The 18,894-nt window shown below is 37.7% G+C and carries 14 protein-coding genes; 4 read left to right on the plus strand and 10 right to left on the minus strand.

Annotated elements, in window-relative coordinates; genetic code table 11:
• Position 1: 1 nt before the first annotated feature.
• Genes thiS through thiC form a run of 3 tightly spaced genes read right to left on the minus strand, consistent with a single transcriptional unit; the run spans position 2 to position 2,970 of the window.
• Positions 2-199: a sulfur carrier protein ThiS gene (thiS, locus tag CER18_RS01335; protein WP_100128319.1), complete on the minus strand. Its 198-nt coding sequence runs from the start codon at positions 197-199 to the stop codon at positions 2-4.
• 3 nt (positions 200-202) lie between these two features.
• Complete coding sequence (gene thiO, locus CER18_RS01340) at positions 203-1,153, minus strand: glycine oxidase ThiO (RefSeq protein ID WP_100128320.1); 951 nt, start codon at positions 1,151-1,153, stop codon at positions 203-205.
• Complete coding sequence (thiC, locus tag CER18_RS01345) at positions 1,150-2,970, minus strand: phosphomethylpyrimidine synthase ThiC (protein ID WP_100128321.1); 1,821 nt, start codon at positions 2,968-2,970, stop codon at positions 1,150-1,152. Before thiC ends, thiO begins: the two co-directional genes overlap by 4 nt.
• A 1,375-nt stretch (positions 2,971-4,345) precedes the next feature.
• Here thiC and CER18_RS01350 point away from each other — a divergent pair.
• A complete protein-coding gene (locus CER18_RS01350) occupies positions 4,346-5,320 on the plus strand; it encodes a phage tail protein (protein WP_100128322.1) in 975 nt (324 codons plus the stop codon).
• Positions 5,321-5,929: 609 nt separating this feature from the next.
• On the opposite strand, the gene CER18_RS01355 is transcribed toward CER18_RS01350, so the two are convergent.
• The 5 genes from CER18_RS01355 to CER18_RS01375 form a co-directional block, all read right to left on the minus strand.
• A complete protein-coding gene (locus CER18_RS01355; RefSeq protein ID WP_100128323.1) occupies positions 5,930-6,757 on the minus strand; it encodes a heme ABC transporter ATP-binding protein in 828 nt (275 codons plus the stop codon).
• A complete protein-coding gene (locus CER18_RS01360; protein WP_100128324.1) occupies positions 6,754-7,833 on the minus strand; it encodes a FecCD family ABC transporter permease in 1,080 nt (359 codons plus the stop codon). Before CER18_RS01360 ends, CER18_RS01355 begins: the two co-directional genes overlap by 4 nt.
• A gap of 20 nt (positions 7,834-7,853) precedes the next feature.
• Positions 7,854-8,759 (minus strand): heme/hemin ABC transporter substrate-binding protein, encoded by a 906-nt coding sequence (locus CER18_RS01365; protein WP_100128325.1) that lies wholly within the window; start codon positions 8,757-8,759, stop codon positions 7,854-7,856.
• A gap of 11 nt (positions 8,760-8,770) precedes the next feature.
• Positions 8,771-9,814 carry a hemin-degrading factor gene (locus CER18_RS01370; protein ID WP_100128326.1) on the minus strand — a complete coding sequence of 348 codons (1,044 nt, stop codon included), beginning with the start codon at positions 9,812-9,814 and terminating at the stop codon, positions 8,771-8,773.
• Between the two features lie 263 nt (positions 9,815-10,077).
• Entirely contained in the window at positions 10,078-12,255 is a 2,178-nt protein-coding gene (locus CER18_RS01375; protein ID WP_100128327.1) for a TonB-dependent hemoglobin/transferrin/lactoferrin family receptor, read from the minus strand.
• 257 nt (positions 12,256-12,512) lie between these two features.
• Here CER18_RS01375 and CER18_RS01380 point away from each other — a divergent pair, with 257 nt between their 5' ends.
• Positions 12,513-13,292: an energy transducer TonB family protein gene (locus tag CER18_RS01380; RefSeq protein WP_100128328.1), complete on the plus strand. Its 780-nt coding sequence runs from the start codon at positions 12,513-12,515 to the stop codon at positions 13,290-13,292.
• Between the two features lie 1,039 nt (positions 13,293-14,331).
• Here CER18_RS01380 and CER18_RS01385 read toward each other — a convergent pair.
• Positions 14,332-16,425 (minus strand): lytic transglycosylase domain-containing protein, encoded by a 2,094-nt coding sequence (locus CER18_RS01385; RefSeq protein ID WP_100128329.1) that lies wholly within the window; start codon positions 16,423-16,425, stop codon positions 14,332-14,334.
• A gap of 254 nt (positions 16,426-16,679) precedes the next feature.
• Here CER18_RS01385 and dapA point away from each other — a divergent pair, with 254 nt between their 5' ends.
• Entirely contained in the window at positions 16,680-17,564 is an 885-nt protein-coding gene (gene dapA, locus CER18_RS01390) for a 4-hydroxy-tetrahydrodipicolinate synthase (RefSeq protein WP_100128330.1), read from the plus strand.
• Positions 17,565-17,582: 18 nt separating this feature from the next.
• Positions 17,583-18,059 carry an SsrA-binding protein SmpB gene (gene smpB / locus CER18_RS01395; RefSeq protein ID WP_012231306.1) on the plus strand — a complete coding sequence of 159 codons (477 nt, stop codon included), beginning with the start codon at positions 17,583-17,585 and terminating at the stop codon, positions 18,057-18,059.
• A gap of 43 nt (positions 18,060-18,102) precedes the next feature.
• On the opposite strand, the gene CER18_RS01400 is transcribed toward smpB, so the two are convergent.
• Positions 18,103-18,771, minus strand: a complete 669-nt coding sequence (locus tag CER18_RS01400; RefSeq protein ID WP_100128376.1) for a uracil-DNA glycosylase — start codon at positions 18,769-18,771, stop codon at positions 18,103-18,105.
• Between the last annotated feature and the right edge of the window lie 123 nt (positions 18,772-18,894).

The raw sequence follows: 18,894 nt of genomic DNA on the forward strand, positions 1-18,894 counted from the left end.
ATTAACCTCCTTGCATTGGGCTTAAAATCTCTACTCTATCTCCTTCATGCAAAATAAATTGGTCGCGCGCCTCTATAGGAATAACTTCAGCATTAACAGCAGTTGCTAGCCAATTCCCTTCATATCCCAATTCCACAAGCAAGAGATTAAGAAAAGTAGCTTCTGTTTGAAGTTTTTCACCATTAACAAATATCTGCATGTTTTACTCCAATGCCAATTTCATTGCTCGTTTTGCCATTTCTGGAGATAAAAGAAAACCATGTCTATAAAATCCATTCATAGAAATGTGATTACCATATTTGTATACAGAAGGGAAGTTATCAGGATAAGCTGGACGAACCCCGACACCAGATTCAATAATTTCTGCTTCAGCAAAAGCTGGGTGCAATGTATAGGCAGCGTTGAGCAATTCCATCATTGATCTCACAGAAATTGCACCATCAAAGTCACTTTCAATCATCGTTGCACCAATCATAAAAATATTATCTTGCCGCGGCACAATATAGAGCGGAATACGGGGATGAAGAAGACGAATTGGGCGGGAAAGTTTAATATCCCTACTGCGTAGGAGCAGCATTTCACCACGCACCCCCCGTATATTTTTATCTTTTCCTGAACGTGCTATTCCTGTTGCATCAATGATCATATCAAAATCTGTTTCAGATGTTTTGACATCAACAAAACATGCACCATTCTTTATCAGGTGTTCTTTTAAAGCAATAAGTGCTTTACGAGGATCAAGGTGAGCTTCATTCTCATAAAAAAGTGCATGGTTAAAATGTTCTGCAAGATCAGGTTCAAGGCGCGCTATTTCTTCATCGTTTATAACTCTATAATAATGTGTCCGTTCTGAAAATCGTTCAAGTTCACCTCTATCGCGCATAGGGGCTACCACTAAAGTTCCTTTTTGTATAACAAGATCTGGAAATATTTTGCACCACCATTTTATGGCTTGTACACCAAGGTCTTCAACAATTTGTTCAGCATTTTCTCTTTCACAGTAAGGCGCGAGCATTCCTCCCGCATACCAACTTGCCGTTCCTATAGGAGAAGAAGGAGGGGCCGACACAGTAACATGAGCGCCTTTTTGTTGTAACATAAAAGCAACCGTTAAACCACCGACCCCCGCACCTTTGATAAGAATATTCTTCAACTGTTTACTCTCTTTTTTTGAGCAACATTAACATAAAGATCACCACTTTCTTGATATTTTTCAGCCATAGCAACCATACCTTCACCTTTTGTTTTTTGGAGTGCAGCAGCATCACGAATATCGTGGGAAATACGCATAGAACAGAATTTTGGTCCACACATGGAACAAAAATGTACCAATTTATGGGCATCTTTCGGCATTGTTTCATCATGAAAGGCACAAGCTGTTTCTGGATCAAGAGACAGGTTAAATTGATCATGCCATCTAAAGTCAAATCGTGCACGTGAAAGAGCATTATCGCGCAACTGTGCTCTAGGCAAACCTTTTGCAAGATCAGCTGCATGAGCAGCGATTTTATAAGTGATGACTCCCGTTTTGACATCATCTTTATCGGGAAGCCCTAAATGTTCTTTAGGTGTTACATAGCACAACATAGCGGTTCCAAACCATCCAATCATAGCTGCACCAATTGCTGATGTAATATGGTCATAACCAGGAGCGATATCAGTTGTAAGAGGTCCCAAAGTATAAAAAGGGGCTTCATGACAGAGATCAAGCTGTTGTTCCATATTTTCTTTAATTTTGTGCATTGGAACATGCCCTGGTCCTTCAATCATAACCTGTACATTTTTTTTCCAAGCAATTTTTGTTAATTCTCCTAAAGTCTTAAGTTCGGCAAATTGTGCTTCATCATTAGCATCAGCAATAGAGCCGGGGCGTAATCCATCTCCTAAGGAAAGAGAGATATCATATGTGCTCGCAATATCACAAATTTCATCAAAATATTCATAGAGAAAGCTTTCTTTATGATGATGAAGACACCATTTTGCCATAATAGAACCGCCTCGTGAAACAATACCTGTTACACGATCAATGGTCATCGGAATAAAGGGTAACCTTAAGCCAGCATGAATAGTAAAATAATCAACGCCTTGTTCTGCTTGCTCTATAAGGGTATCACGGAAAATATCCCAAGTTAAATTTTCAGCAACACCTTGTACTTTTTCGAGTGCTTGATAAAGAGGAACAGTTCCGATGGGCACAGGGGAGTTTCGAATAATCCACTCACGAATATTGTGAATATTTCGCCCTGTTGAGAGGTCCATCACTGTATCAGCACCCCAACGAATAGCCCAAACCATTTTATCAACTTCTTCTGCCATAGAAGATGTTACGGCGGAATTGCCAATATTGGCATTAATTTTAACACGAAAATTGCGTCCAATAATCATGGGTTCGCATTCTGGATGATTGATATTCTGGGGAATAATAGCGCGTCCGTTTGCAATTTCATTCCGAACGAATTCCGCAGTATAAATTTCTGGTATTTCTCCACCCAATGGATTTGATTGCGCTTTTTGTTGATCTTTTATTGCGAGCCCTTCATTTTCTCGTATAGCAACATATTCCATTTCTTCCGTAATAATACCTGCACGTGCATATGCCATTTGTGTAATTGATTTACCACTTTTGGCTCGTAAAATAGGTCGTTTTTTTTCAAAGGCTGGTATAGGAGAGTTCGTTAATCCATTATCTTCAGGTTTAACTGAGCGCGCAGGATAAGGTTCAGTATCAGCACGCTTAGAGAGCCAAGATGAGCCAATTGCGGGTAAGCCTTTTGTAAGATCAATGATTGCCTCTTTGTCAGTATAGGGACCAGAAGTATCGTAAACATTTAAAGGTTTTTCACCACACCCATCGGTCAATGAAATTTCACGCAATGGAACACGCACATCAGAAAAGAGAGGACTTTGTTGATAAATTTTGCGTGAGGCGGGCAAGGGATTGCAACTGATTGATGGAATATTTTTAGGCACAAATTTTTTCCTTCTAAACACAGAGTTCAAAAACAAGGTGGTATGGGGATATATTCAAATGATCAATCATGTGCTCCTGAATGAAGAAATGCTTATAACATTTTATAGTAAGCGATCTTCAACAAAGCTTAAGAAAATTTATTTTGAAAAGATTTATGCAATATCTAAATAATATCTGCACTCCCCCCATGTAAAACACTTTTGTTAGCACCGATATGATTGGCTTAAATACGGATATTGTCAATCACAAAGATATATTTTTAACGATTTTGGTGTATTTTTAAAGAATAAAAATAGGTATTACGAAGTGATAAACTATAATATCAAGAAGTTATCTTTGATAGTTGAGGGGATAGCAAATGTTAAATTGCTGAAGCATTTTTTGTTTGGGTTGATGAGACAGATGAATTAGCAAAATAGTTTCGAGAATGCTTACTTTGATATTGTAATGAATTGAAGGAGAATACCAATAATTGCGAGATTATTTTGAGAAGGATTTATTGTTCTTGCAAAAAAAATATACATATAATAAAATACGCATATAGAGAGAGCTGTTTTCAGTAAGTGAGAGCAAGCGGTTACGGGGCGTTGGTTTTAAAGAATTTGCGAAATCTGTTTATAAAGGCTTGGGGGGCGAGGTTATGCTTCTTAATATCCAGATCGGGTACAACCTTCATATCTGAGGAAATTCTGTGTTTTTTCTTAGTGTTTCAGTTCACTGAAGGGAAGTAATTATCATATCAAATATGTTCTCTATGATACACTGAGGTTGAAATCAGCCTATTCAAAAAACATAGGTGCTGATCTCATAACATAATTTCAGGAATAAATTGAATGAAATAGAACAAAGTATCTGCATGTAAATAAAAACATAATGAGGCATGCAAAGAATTTGAAGCTAACTTTTGAGTTTTTAATAGAAATCATCGTCAAAAGATAAGTTTAACATATTGAAAAATAAAATGTTTCATTAAAAATTTAAATCAGAAACTTTCTATGCAGATGATAAGTTATTGCATTCAATAGTGCTTATATGAAATCCATAATAAGGGAAAATTTGAACAATATTTGTAAGCTTTGCAACAAGATGCAAGACTTAAAAATACAACTCTATAACGATAGTGAAGCAATAAAAAAGCTATCAAGTAACATCAGATGAGGTGGCGATATTACACATTAGAAGTGGAAGCATTAAAACTAATGTTATGAAAAAAGTTTAATGAAATTAGCTTATGAAATGAGAAGGAGTGAAGAGAGAAAGAATGCCTAAAATACGGATGGTGCAGTGGTTATGATGCCCTAATGCGGTAGGACCATTTTAGAGCACAGAACAAGAAATTATGAGAAAAGCGATGAAAATAATGGGGGATTTATAATGTCTAATATTTACGATTGGTCGCTAAAGGCTGATGAAAATGCTCATTCAGATAATATTATTAATTGGGCAGAAGGTCAGCCGCCTAGTTCTGTCAATGACAGTGCACGAGCGATGATGCAGCGCGTGCGTGAATATCTTGCAGATAATGGTGGATCTATTGACTCACACTTTATGGTAAATGCGGAAGATAAAACAACATTAATTACCTTAAAGACAGTTTCACCGATAAAGAAATACAACAATGATATCATCGTGCGTTTTAAAGCTCGTGGCGTGAATGTTGGTACGACAACAATAACTGTTAATAATGTAGGAGAAAAGCTTATCTATAAAGCCACCGCTGCGGGGGTTATACCGTTAGAAGGGGGAGAGCTACAAACAGATGGTATTTATGAAATAGTGTACAATAATGATATTTTAATAAAAGAGCATGAGGGTTGGTATTTATTAAATCCTACACCACCAAAGATAGAAAGTTTTCCTGCTGGATTCATTGCAACATTTGCTATGCAAAATATACCGAATGGTTGGCTTTTATGTGATGGTAAGGCCTATAAGCGTGAAGATTATCCGCAGTTATTCAAGGCTATAGGTGATAAATGGGGAAAAGATAGCGATACAACTTTTAAAGTTCCTGATTTTAGAGGCATGTTTTTACGTGGCTTTGATAATGGTCGGGGTCTAGATGAGGATAGAAAATTTGCAGATGAACAACAAGATAGCATAAAATCACATACGCATATTGGGGCCGTTGAAGAATCAGGAGCGCATGTGCACGATTTTGAGTATAAAGGAGTTGGATGGCCAACTGGTAATATCGGGAGATTACCCAATTATTATACCTATAATGCAACCCTGAAAGGGACAACAGATTCTTCTGGTGCACATACACACAAGATAACTCTTTCCCATACGGGTGAGACAGAAACGCGACCCGTTAATACAACAGTTGTCTATGCTATAAAATCATGAGTATGATCGGGGAATAAAGTACCTATACACTTTGATAATTTTATTAACGCGGAGCAATTCCGCGTTATTTTTATGCATGTGAAGAAAAAACTATCTTATTACAACATTTGAAAGAGGCAAAAAACAATTTGTAAATAGAGGGAGAAAAGTCAAAAACATGATTTGATATACTGTTACTATAGAGGTGTATCAGTAATCATTATAAATTAATATTTGTCTATTTATAAAAATAGTTAAAGCATATGTGTCATAAAAAATAATGCCATTAAAACCATAAATAAATATTTTATAAATTGAAGAAAGGGATTTGATTTCTATTGGGAATTTAGAAAATATAATACATCTAAGTTTGGACATATTTCTTGGATTATTTTTATAAAATAAGTTATTGAAAGAGCAGAAGAACCCATATCTATATTATATAAATTAATCGCAAAACAAAATCTCCAATATTTCTATGCACGTAAAATTTTAAAAGATTTTAAATAGGCGGCTTTATCTAAAATACGGTGTGTTCGATTTTTATAAAAAGGACAAAAATGAGTTCATTTAAAAATAAAACAGACTCTTTAATATTTACATGTTTTATTTTTCTATGAATTTTAATTTTTAGATTGAAGTTGAAAACTTTTGAGATCTCGTTTCATAGGAGGATGCTGTTTGAGGGAGTATAAAAGGGATATCTTCTTTAGGTAGTTCAGAAACGTTTAAAGAACAATGATAAACATCGTGGAGATTTTGTGTTGTCAAAACATGAGTTGCATTTCCTTCGCAATAAACCTCTCCTTCCTTGAGCAAGATCATGTTATCTGCATAATGTGCCGCAAGATTGAGATCATGAAGAACAGCAAGAACGCCACCACCAGAATGGGCAAATTGTTTTGCAATATCCATAACGATAATTTGATGTTGAATATCGAGGCTAGCAATAGGTTCATCTAATATCATCCAACGAGGAATTCCATTATAAATGGGTTTCCAGATTTGGCAAAGAACACGTGCAAGTTGTACACGCGCTTGTTCTCCACCTGATAATTGGTGGTAATACAGGTTTCCATAATCAGAAAGGTCAACGCGCTCTAAAGCTTCTTGGATAAGGTTTTGTAATTCGGCTTTGGTAATGGTAATTTGGTTTACAGAAAGACCAAGCCCTACAACTTCATGGACTAAGAATGGAAATACGAGTGTCGTTGATTGTGGTAAAACGGCTCGCATTTTTGCCATTTCACAAGTTTTTGTTTGGCGTACATCATAACCATTTAAGGTTATTTTTCCACTGTAAGGAATTTCCCCACTCAATGCTTTGACAAAAGTACTTTTTCCTGATCCGTTGGGACCGATAATGATGGTAAAAGCTCCACTTTTAGCTTGAAGATTAATGTGGCTAAGAATCTGTTTTTTTCCGCGCTGAACGCAAATATCTGTCGCTTCAATCATGAAAAGTCTGTCCCTCGTTTGCATATAAGAATCCATAGGAAAAAGGGGGCACCAAAAAGTGCTGTTACGATTCCGATTGGCAATTCTGCGGGAGCAACAATTAAGCGTGCAAACGTATCAGCAAAAATAAGCAATGCTGCTCCCAAGAGAGCAGAATAAGGAATAAGATAGCGGTGATCAGGACCAATGAGCTGACGTAAAATATGAGGGACAATAATACCAATAAAACCGATACCACCACTGACAGCAACAGCACTTCCACACATAAGAGCAACAAGGGGAATAGCAATATTTTTAACGCGTTGAACAGAAAAACCGATATGACCAGCAACGGCTTCTCCAAGCGCAAGGGCATTAAGTGCTCGTGATAAAAAGGGGGAAAAAAGAAGACCAATAAAGATAAAAGGAAGAACAAGCCATACTTTCAACCATGTCGCCCCCGCAAGAGAGCCAAGACTCCAAAAAGTGATATCGCGTAATTGTTGGTCATTTGCGATAAAAATTAATGTCCCAACAACTGCACTGCTTAAGGCACCAAGGGCGATACCGGCAAGCAACATGGTTGCAATAGAGGTAAAGTTATGATGCGTCGCTATGATGTAGAGAACAATTGTTGATAAAAGCCCACCCAAAAAAGCGCCTATAATAACTTTGTATGGCTCTAGAAAAGGTGCAAATGAAACGGGAAAGGCAAAACCAATAACAATTGCTAAAACAGCACCAAGACCGGCTCCTGCTGATACACCTACAATACCAGGATCTGCAAGAGGATTACGGAAAAGTCCTTGCATTAGAACACCAGAGACAGCCAAAGCTGCCCCGATCAATAATCCTAAGATAACGCGAGGAAGCCTGATATCAATAAATATAAGATAATCGCGTGTTTTACTACTGACAGAAAATTCTTGTGTAAACATGCTATAAAGAAAATCAAAGAAAGAAGTATTTGAAGCACCATTTAAAAGTCCGCTTAAAATACTAAAGATGAGGAATATTATTAGACTGAATAAGAGTATTTTTCTCAAATTCTCGCGATTTATTTTTTTATTTTTTTTTGTTTCAGATGCATAAAACATGGATGGATTCTCTACCAATTCTATCCGTTTTTACCGTTTTGGTTTGCACCATAAAGCATATGAATAAGTTCTCTTGATGCGTATGCAGTGCGTGGACCAAATCCTAAAAGGTACATAGCATCCATTTGTTTAATAGCATGATTTTTTGCGGCAGTTGTTGCTTGAATTGCGGGTATAGCTAAAAGCTTTTCAAGATTCATAGATCTTCCACTATGTGTTATAAGCAAAATAGCATCAGGATTTGCTTTCAATAACGCCTCGTTATTGAGAAGTTTATACCCCTTATAATCAGTAATGGCATTGATACCCCCTGAAAGTTTTATGATACCATCAGCCGCTGTATCTGTTCCAGATGCCATAACGCGCCCATTTTGCACGGACAAAATAAAAAGGACACGCTTTGGTTTCGTTACTTTTGCCAAAAGAGCATCATTTTCTACAAAATCGCGGCTCACTTTTTGAATTAATGCAGCAGCTTGTGCTTCACGATGGATGGCTTTTCCAACGAGACGAATTTTTCCTATGACACTTTCTCGAGAATAGTCTTCTGGTATGATCACGATAGGAATTGATGTTTTTTTGAGAATTTCAATTGTAGAAGGAGGGCCACTTCCTTCAACGAGCAAGATACCTTCTGGAGCCAGAGACAAAACACCTTCAGGAGAAAGAGCACGCATATAACCAAGCACTGGAAGTTTGAGGGCTTCTTTAGGATAAACACTTGTGCTATCACGGGCAACAAGCTGGTCTTGAGCGCCTAATGCATAAACAATTTCCGTTAGAGAACCACCGATAGAGACAATTCGTGCATTTTCAGAAAATTGTGTGGTAGGTTCAGCAAAGACTTGTTGAGAAGAGAAGCTAAAAGAAAGCAGTATAAAAAGAAGAAAACAACTTAATCGTCTGCGTAAAAGAAGTATAAGCATATTTTATCTTTCTAAGCGACGACTGATTCTTGATAGGGAGGAAGAGACTTCAATAAAGAACGCCAATCCTCACGCTCTTTTTGGCCTTCTTTGCGCAAGCCAAAGAATTGAACGATCATCTCATCATTTTTATCGAAAACTTCAAGTGAACTGACATAACCATCACGAGTAGGTTTGCGAACATGCCAAACACGAGCAATCCCAGACATGAGTAAATGGAGGTCAAACCCTGGATCCAGAACATTAAGCCAAGGCCCAATTTGCTTAATATTTTTTACAGCCCCACTAAAGATTTGAATACATCCCTTATTACCAACAAAGCACATAATTGGCAGTTCTTGTTGCGCGACTTGGTTAAGCATCATTTCAACAGCATCTATCTGTAATTCATCGGCAAATTCATTGCCAACATGTTTTACAGCATGATGCCGATTAAGCTTAAATTCGGAAATAATGTTGTGAAGCTGGTGTACATCTGTCATTGTCCGCCAACGATCCCGAAAGCTTTCAATATCCAATTCTGTTATATCACACTGGACTGGAAGAGAAACGGGAAGAATGTCAAGAGCAGAGGATTGGTCTTCAAGAAGAAGCTTCTCAACAAGCTCATTCCACTCTTCCATATTTGTCATATCTTTAGAATAGATTTTAAAAATAGCAACGCCATGTTGATCAAAGAATTGTAGACTTTTTGTAGGTTTTCCATGAACAATGACATCATATTCAAAACCGAACTTCCATTGTTTTGTAAAAATACGCAAATCAATTTCACCAAGCGTGATAGGAATATGTTCGTTTTGAACAATTTTTTCAAAACGTCCTGTTATTTCGTGAACAGCATGTTCGTTTCGCGTTAAGACCATGACAGTCCCAAGTCGAGGAGCACTCTCCAAGAGAGTAGAAACATCAGCTTGTAGTCTTTTTGCTTTTCCAACGGTACAATAGGCCGCAATAAGTTCCGCTTCAGATATACCAATCGAAACCGCAAAATCGCGGTTTCGCATTTCTTTTTTTTCTTCACGCAAACGAAGAATCATTTCAGCTGTATGTGCCATGACTTTACCTTATGTTACTTAACTCAAAAACTAACTCTCAAAATTCACAATTCCAAGGCAACAGATCAAACTCTTTTAAGAGTTCGATCTACCACAAAATAACGCTCTATTGCCAACAGCTGAACAATCAAAAAACGATAAAACAGAAAGAATTAAAACTTTTTTATCAAACCTTTGTAATTTTAAAGATGTTGAAAATAGAAACACAATAATTGATCCTTTTATCGATACGATTTTATTGACCTAATCGTTAACAGAAGTGACTAAAACTTTTGTACAAACGACACCTTAAAGTTACGACCAGGCTGGCTATAATAATCTTTTGGTGTTGAACTTTTACCTGAAGGAAGTTCTGATGCATTCCAATATTTTGTATTGAAAAGATTATAAACACCAGCTCTGAGAACAGGCCCCGTTTCACCGAATGGTTTCCACCATCCTGTCATATCGACAACATGGTATCCTGGAATTTTTTGGTAATCAGATGCTTCAGCTACTTTATCACGTTTGGCTGCCAAAGTAAGGATAATATCGCTTCCCCAAACTTCTTTTGCATATCCTAAACCGATAACCGCTTTCAAAGGAGGAATTGAGTTAAGATATTCCTTTTTATCAAGATCTTTTCCTTGTGAATAAGCAAGGGCAACATTGCTATGAAAACCATTTTTAAGAACTAAATGCGCTTTTGTTTCAACACCAAAAATTTGCACGTGGAAACGATTCATGTAATGCCGACGCGCAAATTTGAATTCCTCTGACGGACCTTTATCCTCAGTATCTATGAAATTCTTATATTGGTTGATAAAGGCATTGAAGGAGCCACCGAAATTTGCATTTCCATACCGTAGACCAACATCATACCCATTGCTTGTTTCTGGTTGAAGATCAGAATTTCCTTTCACGTAATAAGCAGAAGGTTTGATATAAGAGACGTAAAGCTCTGGAATACGTGGTGCACGAAAAGCTTGTGCCCACTGAGCATAAAGCGTTACTTGATTATGAACATCCCACTCCATACGTAATTTAGGAGAAAAGCGTGATCCACTTCTTTCTGAAGGGAATTTATCAGAAATCAATGCTTTCTCATAAGAAGGCGTTTTCTGAGGAATATATTTGTACCAATCATACCGAACCCCCGGCGTTACACGAAAACGATTATCAACGAACCCAACTTCATCTTCAAAAACAAAACCTAAATTGTAACCATTTGTGTCTGGTGAATCTGATCGATTAGCAGGAACGAAAAGACATCCTCTCGCATATTCTTTCACATGGCAATTGTCTTTGCCTAACAAATAGTGATGAAATTTAGATGACGAAACATTCGTTGCAAACTTTAACGTATGGCTTACAGTGCCAAAATCCACTTTTTTAAGTGCATCCGCATTGAAACCATAATTGATATTACGCAAAAAATTATCTCTCAAGTAATCCCCTTTAGGGGCTGAAACACGAAAGCCAGTCAAAACGTGACGACTTGATTGCCTTTGCCAATAAAGCAGCCCTCTAAACGCATCAAGAACGGCATCACCATTACCATTATAATCATAAGAAAGAGAAAAGCGCTCACGAATTTTATTATCCCGATCATAAACGGAACCTAGAGCATATCTTTTAGATTCATTTAATGAATGTGTGTTACTATTATGACCAAAACGTTCTGCAGTAAAACCAAGCCGATGGTTATCACTCAAATATTGATGAATTTTAAAAAGCAAGTTATTTTTATCAAAGTGAGAAGGGTTTTTACGCGTGCGTTCTTGATATCCTCCCACTGTTCCCATATTTTTGCGCTCATGACCTTCTACATAAGACCCTTGGAAAAGCAAAAATGTTCGGTAATTACGCACAGCAAAAGCTTGATTAACGCGCCAGCTATTATCAACAGAATGATAACCGCCCTTTATAAGGCTTCCCCAGTTCTTTCCTTCCACGATAAGATCTTCAGGATTAAGGGTACGCAACGCAATTACCCCCCCAAGCGCCCCAGAACCATAAAGACTAGAATCTGATCCTTGAATAGTATCAAACGTAGAAAGAGCATTAAAGTCAAAAGTTGTGTTTCCACCTCCACCACGGAATATATCATCAAACCATGGAAGAGAAATACCATCCATTGTCGTAAGAACACGGTTTGCATCTAAACCACGAATAACGAAACTGTTATTTCCTGAATTATAGGAAACAGAAGGATTAAGACGACTCACATCATAAACATCTGTTACTTGTTTCTCATCAATATTCTTATTGGTTTTACGATCAGTTAGAATGGTTATTGAATTTGAAGCATCTTCTATTTTTTTTCCTTTAATAAGGATTGGTTTGAGCTCAGTCACAACATTCTTATCGCTGTTTTGTGCAAAAACAAATGAAGGTATACAGACCGACAACGCGCCTAAAATCACACAGCTCTTATGGATATTTTTTCGTCTTATTCGCATAACACATCATAACCTTTTTCTTTAACATCCCCTCTCTTAAGCTTGAAATTTTACATATAAAAATGCCCGTAAAAACACTTGGCTTAACCCGATCAAAAATTAGCCAATAAAGCAGGAATGATTTAACAACATAAAATCACAGAGAAACCATATTAAACATGATAAAATCAGTCAAGAAAAAAGTTGCAATTTCAAAATAGCTTGTTTTAATGAGATGAATTACTAATATTACACTTAGAATAGCGGCGGAAGAAACGATGAACTTTGCAAATACGAGGCAGTTATCAACTCTTTGGATTAGTGCGTTTGTTGGCGCTCTGTCTCTGCATATTGCATTGGGAGCACAGTTTTATTTTCGAAAGACTGGTGTCAGTAACGGTATGCTTTCATCGACTGTCATGCTAACTCTTGCCCAAGAGAGTGTATATTTGGATGCTGATATAGATTCGTCAAATCCAGATCATGATACAGATTTATCAACTGTCAACACAAAATCAGAACTATTGCAGCCAGATCTTGCTGAGCAAGAGCCAGAGATATCGGAAACCGTGGATGAAATTCAACCGGAAGAGGCTCAGCATACCGTAGAAAAGGATGATTTCACAGTAAAATCTTTGGAAGAAACCCTTCCTCAAAAAGTAGAAGATAAAATTTTTGAGAAAAAAACAATACCAAAGACAGTTGTAAAGAAGCCATCTGTAAAGGCCGTCCGTTCACTTAATGCCAGACAGAGCGGCAGTACAGCAGGGCTTGAAGATATGGTGTTAATGGAGTGGTTGGCCAAGGTACAGTCGCAATTAGAACGGCAAAAAAATTATGTTGTAGGACAGCGTACCAGTCGAGCAAAAGGAACGGTGAAGTTAGAATTTAGGGTGCATGAGCGGGGGAGTATTTTTTCTAGCCGTGTCGTTGTTTCTGCTGGAGATCCAGAACTTGATCGATTGGCTATGGCAGCCCTTCAACGCGTTGGTTCTTTTCCACCACCACCACCATCAAAAGTGAATAAAACAATCAGAGTATCTTTGATATTTAGCTGATTTTTATGGGAAGCTCTGTTTAGATAATATATTGATTGAGAATGATTGCCCACCATTTTACAATTTGAATAAAATATAATTCTCTCCAAATCTTTTTGATGTTGAATCAATCAAAACCATTCGCTTAAATATGGTCGCAAGGGACAACATGGATAAAAACTTTAGGAGTTAGCATACTTCTTATGAATGCTCTAAATGAAAGGGCTGTCGCAACATTGGGTATTCGGGGATGATAGGGCTATAGCTTTTATCTCATTAAAGGCAATAATTTTTATACCGTTCGTGAGAGGATTTTCATAAGCACTTTTCAGGTTCACCGTTGTGAAATGAACTTAGAAACATTTAAAAAATGTCTTTTTAAAACAAACAAAGACATAAGAAAGATATCTATTTTGGCTAGATATCCTGCTTTGTATTATGAAGGATATGATCTTACTATTACTATATAAAAATGAGAGAAATAAAAGGCAAAGCTTCATCTGCATATCTTAAAAGATATTGATATGTTTGAAAGTCGTAAAGCTGAATGAAAAGGAAAGGGGCAGGAGAATATTTTATCTTTAAGGTTTTCTCACGCAATGAGTCTGTCTTTTTGCTTTAGAGATGCTTCAAACGAGATATATAATAATGCACGCCTATTGGGGATAGAAATATTGTAAGCAGAAAAACTCCCTCAAAATATGCTGTTGTATAAGATTTGAATGTTGACGAATAAACAACAGTAAAAGGATATGCTATTCATTTCACTCTTCTTACATTAAATAACCTCTATTGATATTATTATTTATTTCTTGAGAAGAAATGCACTAAATGCACTATTTGTGCAATATAATGATTTATTATAGGAGGTAATTCATTATTTTATTTGGAATGAGAGCCCAGAATAGTGCAGGATTTTTTCTATTTCAACTCTATTGATACTGAATCGATTAAAATCACTGATTTGCACTTCAAAAGTAAGGCTGTATGTGGATACTCTTTAGGACGAAATAAAAATGCTTTTAAGAATGCAATGCTCTTGGGGGAAGATTAAGACATATTATTTCCATCGACCAGAAAGCAGGTCGGTTTTTATATCTATTTTCCCAGTGAGTCTTGCTTTGTAGACACCATAATTTTCCATGACACGCATCACGTAATTGCGCGTTTCTGTATAAGGGATACGTTCAATCCAATCGATGACGTCATCAAGAGATTGTCCTCGAGGATCGCCATAACGTTTGATCCATTCATCGACCCGACGGGGGCCAGCATTATAGCCAATAAGAGTTAGGATATAGGATCCATTAAAACGTTCTAATTGCTCATTGAGAAAATGGGCCCCTAATGTTGCATTATAGCGAGCATCATTGCTAAATTTTTTATGAGACCATGCGATTGAATATTTTTTTGCGAGTGCTTTTGCTGTTGTAGGAAGCAATTGAAGTATCCCTTGTGCACCTGCTTTTGATATGGCTGTTGGATTAAATTCGCTTTCTTGGCGTGCAATGGCATAGATAAGCGATTTTTCTTCTACAGAAATATGAGTAGAAGCTGGTATGGCACCTAGAGGATGAGAAAGTGCTCCGACATTTTTTCCTTGAAAAGCAGCTATTTTCCCGATTTTGAGGCTGGTATAATAGTCACCATTTTTTTCTGCCATAACAGCCAGAAGAGCTAATTCACCGGGACTTTCTATTTTTTTTCCAAGTTCTCTATAAAAAACTTTAGCAAAGTCAGCATAGCCGGCTTCTTCAATACGTTGAATTGCTTTGATCGCTTGTCGTGCACTAAAATGCTGTCGTTCAGCGGTTGTTGGTTTAGGAAAAGAAATATTAAGCTTTTTTTGGTTGAGTCGTGCAGCGGCTAATTGGCCATAATAAGTTGCACCAAAATGAGTTGCGCGATGAAAGTAATGCTGGGCATTTTTGTGTTCTCCTAGCGTTTCTGCTGCTCGCCCCATCCAGTAATATCCACGTGATGCAGAAAAAGGTGAAGAGGAGAGTTGAGGAATGCGTGAAAAATGCTGCATTGCCAATTTAGGGTTATGAAGAAACCGTAGTGCGTACCATCCTGCATGAAACTCAGCATCAACAGCTAATGCAGATGTCATGCCAGTGTGCATCGCAACAAGTTGATAAGCTATTTGGGGTTTGTTTAAATCGAGCATTTCTCGAGAAAGGGCGCGTTGCTCTTTCCACAATGAATGAGGGTTCATAAGATGGAGAGTATCTTTTGATGTTTTCATCATAAGTGTTGCGGCGGCATCATATTGCTCTGTTCGCCGAAGATGGCGCATTCGAGTAAACTGGAAGAGAGGCTCTTTTTTCCATGTTCTCTCTATAGCTTGTAATTTTTTTGTCGCTCTAGGATCATTTTTTTCAACGGCGACAAAAGCATCAAAAAGAGATTGAGCACGGGCTAATTTTGCAACGCGTGCCGCTGAATCAAAACGATGTGCATACAGCATAAACTGCATGCGTTTTAAATGGTCAATAGGTTTTAAAGCAGCGCTTGCATTGTTAAGAACAAACACTTCTTCTTTTGCATTAAGCGGTGTTTTATGCCACCATGGTGCAATAACATGTTGAGCATGGCTGACTTGTCCGGTTGCAATAAGTGCTTTAGCGAAGAGAGCCATGCCTTGTGCTGTGAGAGGGGGGTGATGAGAAAATTTTTGGATGATGGTGCGTGTGACATTGGTTTCGTTAAGAAAAGCACGTTCTGCATTGCGTTGCATCGTTTCTATACCGGGCCATCCTTGTAGTATGTTGATGGCATTATATATTTCAAAGCTTGGTATATTATCTTGGTTTGATAGCCCCAGCGCCCATGTCAAAATATGACGATCAAGGCTATGTTTTTCCATTGAATTACGAAGGTTTATTGTTTTTGCAATGTTGTTGTTTGCAAGAGCATCTAGCCCAGCTTTTAATTGCTTGAGTGTCGCTGTATTGTGTGATGTTGTGTGTCTTTGTTGAAGAGATTCTTGAACTTCTTGTTTAACAGTAAAGGGGATAGGACGTGTCGAAGGAATAGGTGTTTTTCCATGTAAAAGAGGTGTTTGTGCATAGGCACTTGAAAATAAGATTCTTATTGCCAGTATAAGTGCAGTAAAGGTTGATACGAAAAGAGAGGTGGAAAACACACGCATAGAGAAAAGACCTTGGGACCTTGCTTTTTGCAAAAACTTAAGGGTTTATAGAACACAAGCATGAAAAACCCGTTAATACAGACAGCTTATTTTAAAGCAACGTTCGAAATTTAATAAGGAGGGACATGTTTATCTTATGGAGGCTTTTTTTGAAATTCATCTTGCTTCAATGATAGAGCAAGATTATGCTCTATTTAAAGTTTATAAAGGCGATTATTAAAAAAAATAAAAGCGAACATTATAGGGAGTTTATCATGCTCAAGGGAGCTATAACTGCGCTTATCACACCGTTTGATCAGAAGGGTGCAATTGATGAGAAAGCGTTTTGTGATTTTGTTGAGTGGCAGATCACACAAGGGATTAACGGTGTAAGCCCTGTTGGGACAACAGGTGAATCAGCAACTTTGAGTCATGAAGAACATAAGCGAATTATAGCATTGTGTGTTGAGCAGGTCGCAAAGCGTGTTCCTGTTGTTGCTGGAGCAGGATCCAATAGCACAAGCGAGGCTGTAGAGCTTGCGCAGTATGCGCAAAAAGCTGGTGCAGATGCCATTTTGGTTGTAACCCCCTATTATAATAGACCCAATCAGTCTGGTTTATATAAACATTTTTCTTCCATTGCCAAAGCTGTTTCTCTTCCGATTATAATTTATAATATTCCGGGTCGTTCTGTTATCGATATGGCTGTGGAAACGATGAGAGATCTTTATCAAAATTTTAATAATATCATTGGTGTTAAAGATGCAACAAGCAGAATTGAGCGCGTGAGTGAACAAGGTGAAAAGTGTGGCAAAGATTTTGTGCAGCTTTCCGGTGATGATTGTACAGCATTAGGTTTTAATGCACATGGAGGTGTCGGGTGTATTTCAGTTTCCTCCAATGTTGCTCCAAAACTTTGCGCAGAGCTTCAAGCCGCTTGTTTTCGTGGTGATTATAAAACAGCACGAGAATTAAATGATCGCCTCATGCCTCTCAATCGTGCTGTGTTTATTGAACCTAGTCCGGCAGGTATTAAATATGCTGCTGCAAAATTGGGGTTTTGTGGTGAGACTGTGCGTTCTCCGATTGTTCCATTAACAGAGAGCACAAAGAAGATTATTGATGCAGCTCTTCGTCATGCTGGTCTTTTAAAAGCATAAAAAGATATTGACAAAGCCATGAATAAAAAAAAGAACGCGCCCGTACGGAAAATAATTGCTGACAATCGTAAAGCACGTTTTAATTTTGAAATCCTTAATAATCTTGAGGCAGGCCTTGTTCTTCAAGGAGCGGAAGTGAAATCTTTACGTTCTAATCATGCTAATATTGCTGAAAGCTATGCTAGTTTTGAAAATGGAGAATTATGGTTAGTAAACAGCTATATTCCTGAATATACGCAGGCTAATCGTTTTAATCATGAGCCGCGACGTTTGCGTAAGTTATTGCTTTCAAAACGTGAAATGGCACGCTTTTTTAATGCGACGTCCCGTGAAGGAATGACACTTGTTCCCCTTAAACTTTATTTTAATGAACGTGGACGCGTTAAGTTAGAGATTGCTTTAGCACGTGGGAAAAAACTTCATGATAAGCGTGAAACGGAAAAAAAACGAGATTGGGGACGTGAAAAAGCAAGACTTTTAAAAAGATATGGATGATCGATAGGGCTGTCCTTCATTTATAGTGCTTTTTAAAATAGTTTTAGCATTGATCTAAGTATGTTTTTGCTGCTTGAAAAATTTGATGAAACATGGCGTCTGTCAAGCGACCAGTATTCGTATTATAACGAGAACAGTGATAGCTTGAAAAAATGCGCAATCTTCCAACGTTATTGATTTTACCATGTTCAAAAGGGTGAGCTAAAACTTTTGCATTAAGAGCACGTATGGTTGAGTGGTGTGCAATGGTTCCTAAGGTAATAACGGCTTTAAGTTTGGGAAGGTTTGTTAAAAGAGGTGAAAAGAAAGAGCGGCACGTGTTAATTTCTGCACCGGTGGGTTTATTTTCTGGTGGAACACAACGAACAGAGTTAACGATTGCAACATCAATCAGTTCAAGGTTATCGTCTGCTCTTTCTTCAAAGGTTCCTTGGGCAAACCCGAATTTTTTCAAAGTAGAATAAAGTAAGTGCCCCGCATAATCACCCGTGAATGGACGTCCAGTTCGATTGGCGCCGCGTAATCCAGGAGCAAGGCCAACAATGAGAAGGCGCGTTGTGTCTGCACCTTTATAGGGAAAGAAAGGGCGTACTGGTGCGTTATGCCAACGTGGTTCTTTCACACGCCAGTCAGCGATAAATTGATGGAGTCTAGGGCATAAATTGCAATTTCGGGGTGGCTCTGGGCAAAGCGAAGTTAATGGGCTATTCATGGCGTTAGGCATCAATCGTTTTTATTCTTTTGAGTCTTTTATAGCGTATATGGCGGGTCATGTTTTGATAAACAACCTAAAATATCAATAAACTATTTTGGAAGAAAATTTAATATAAGCTTA

It is taken from the genome of Bartonella tribocorum (assembly GCF_002777915.1).
Classification (GTDB): Bacteria; Pseudomonadota; Alphaproteobacteria; order Rhizobiales; family Rhizobiaceae; genus Bartonella; species Bartonella tribocorum_A.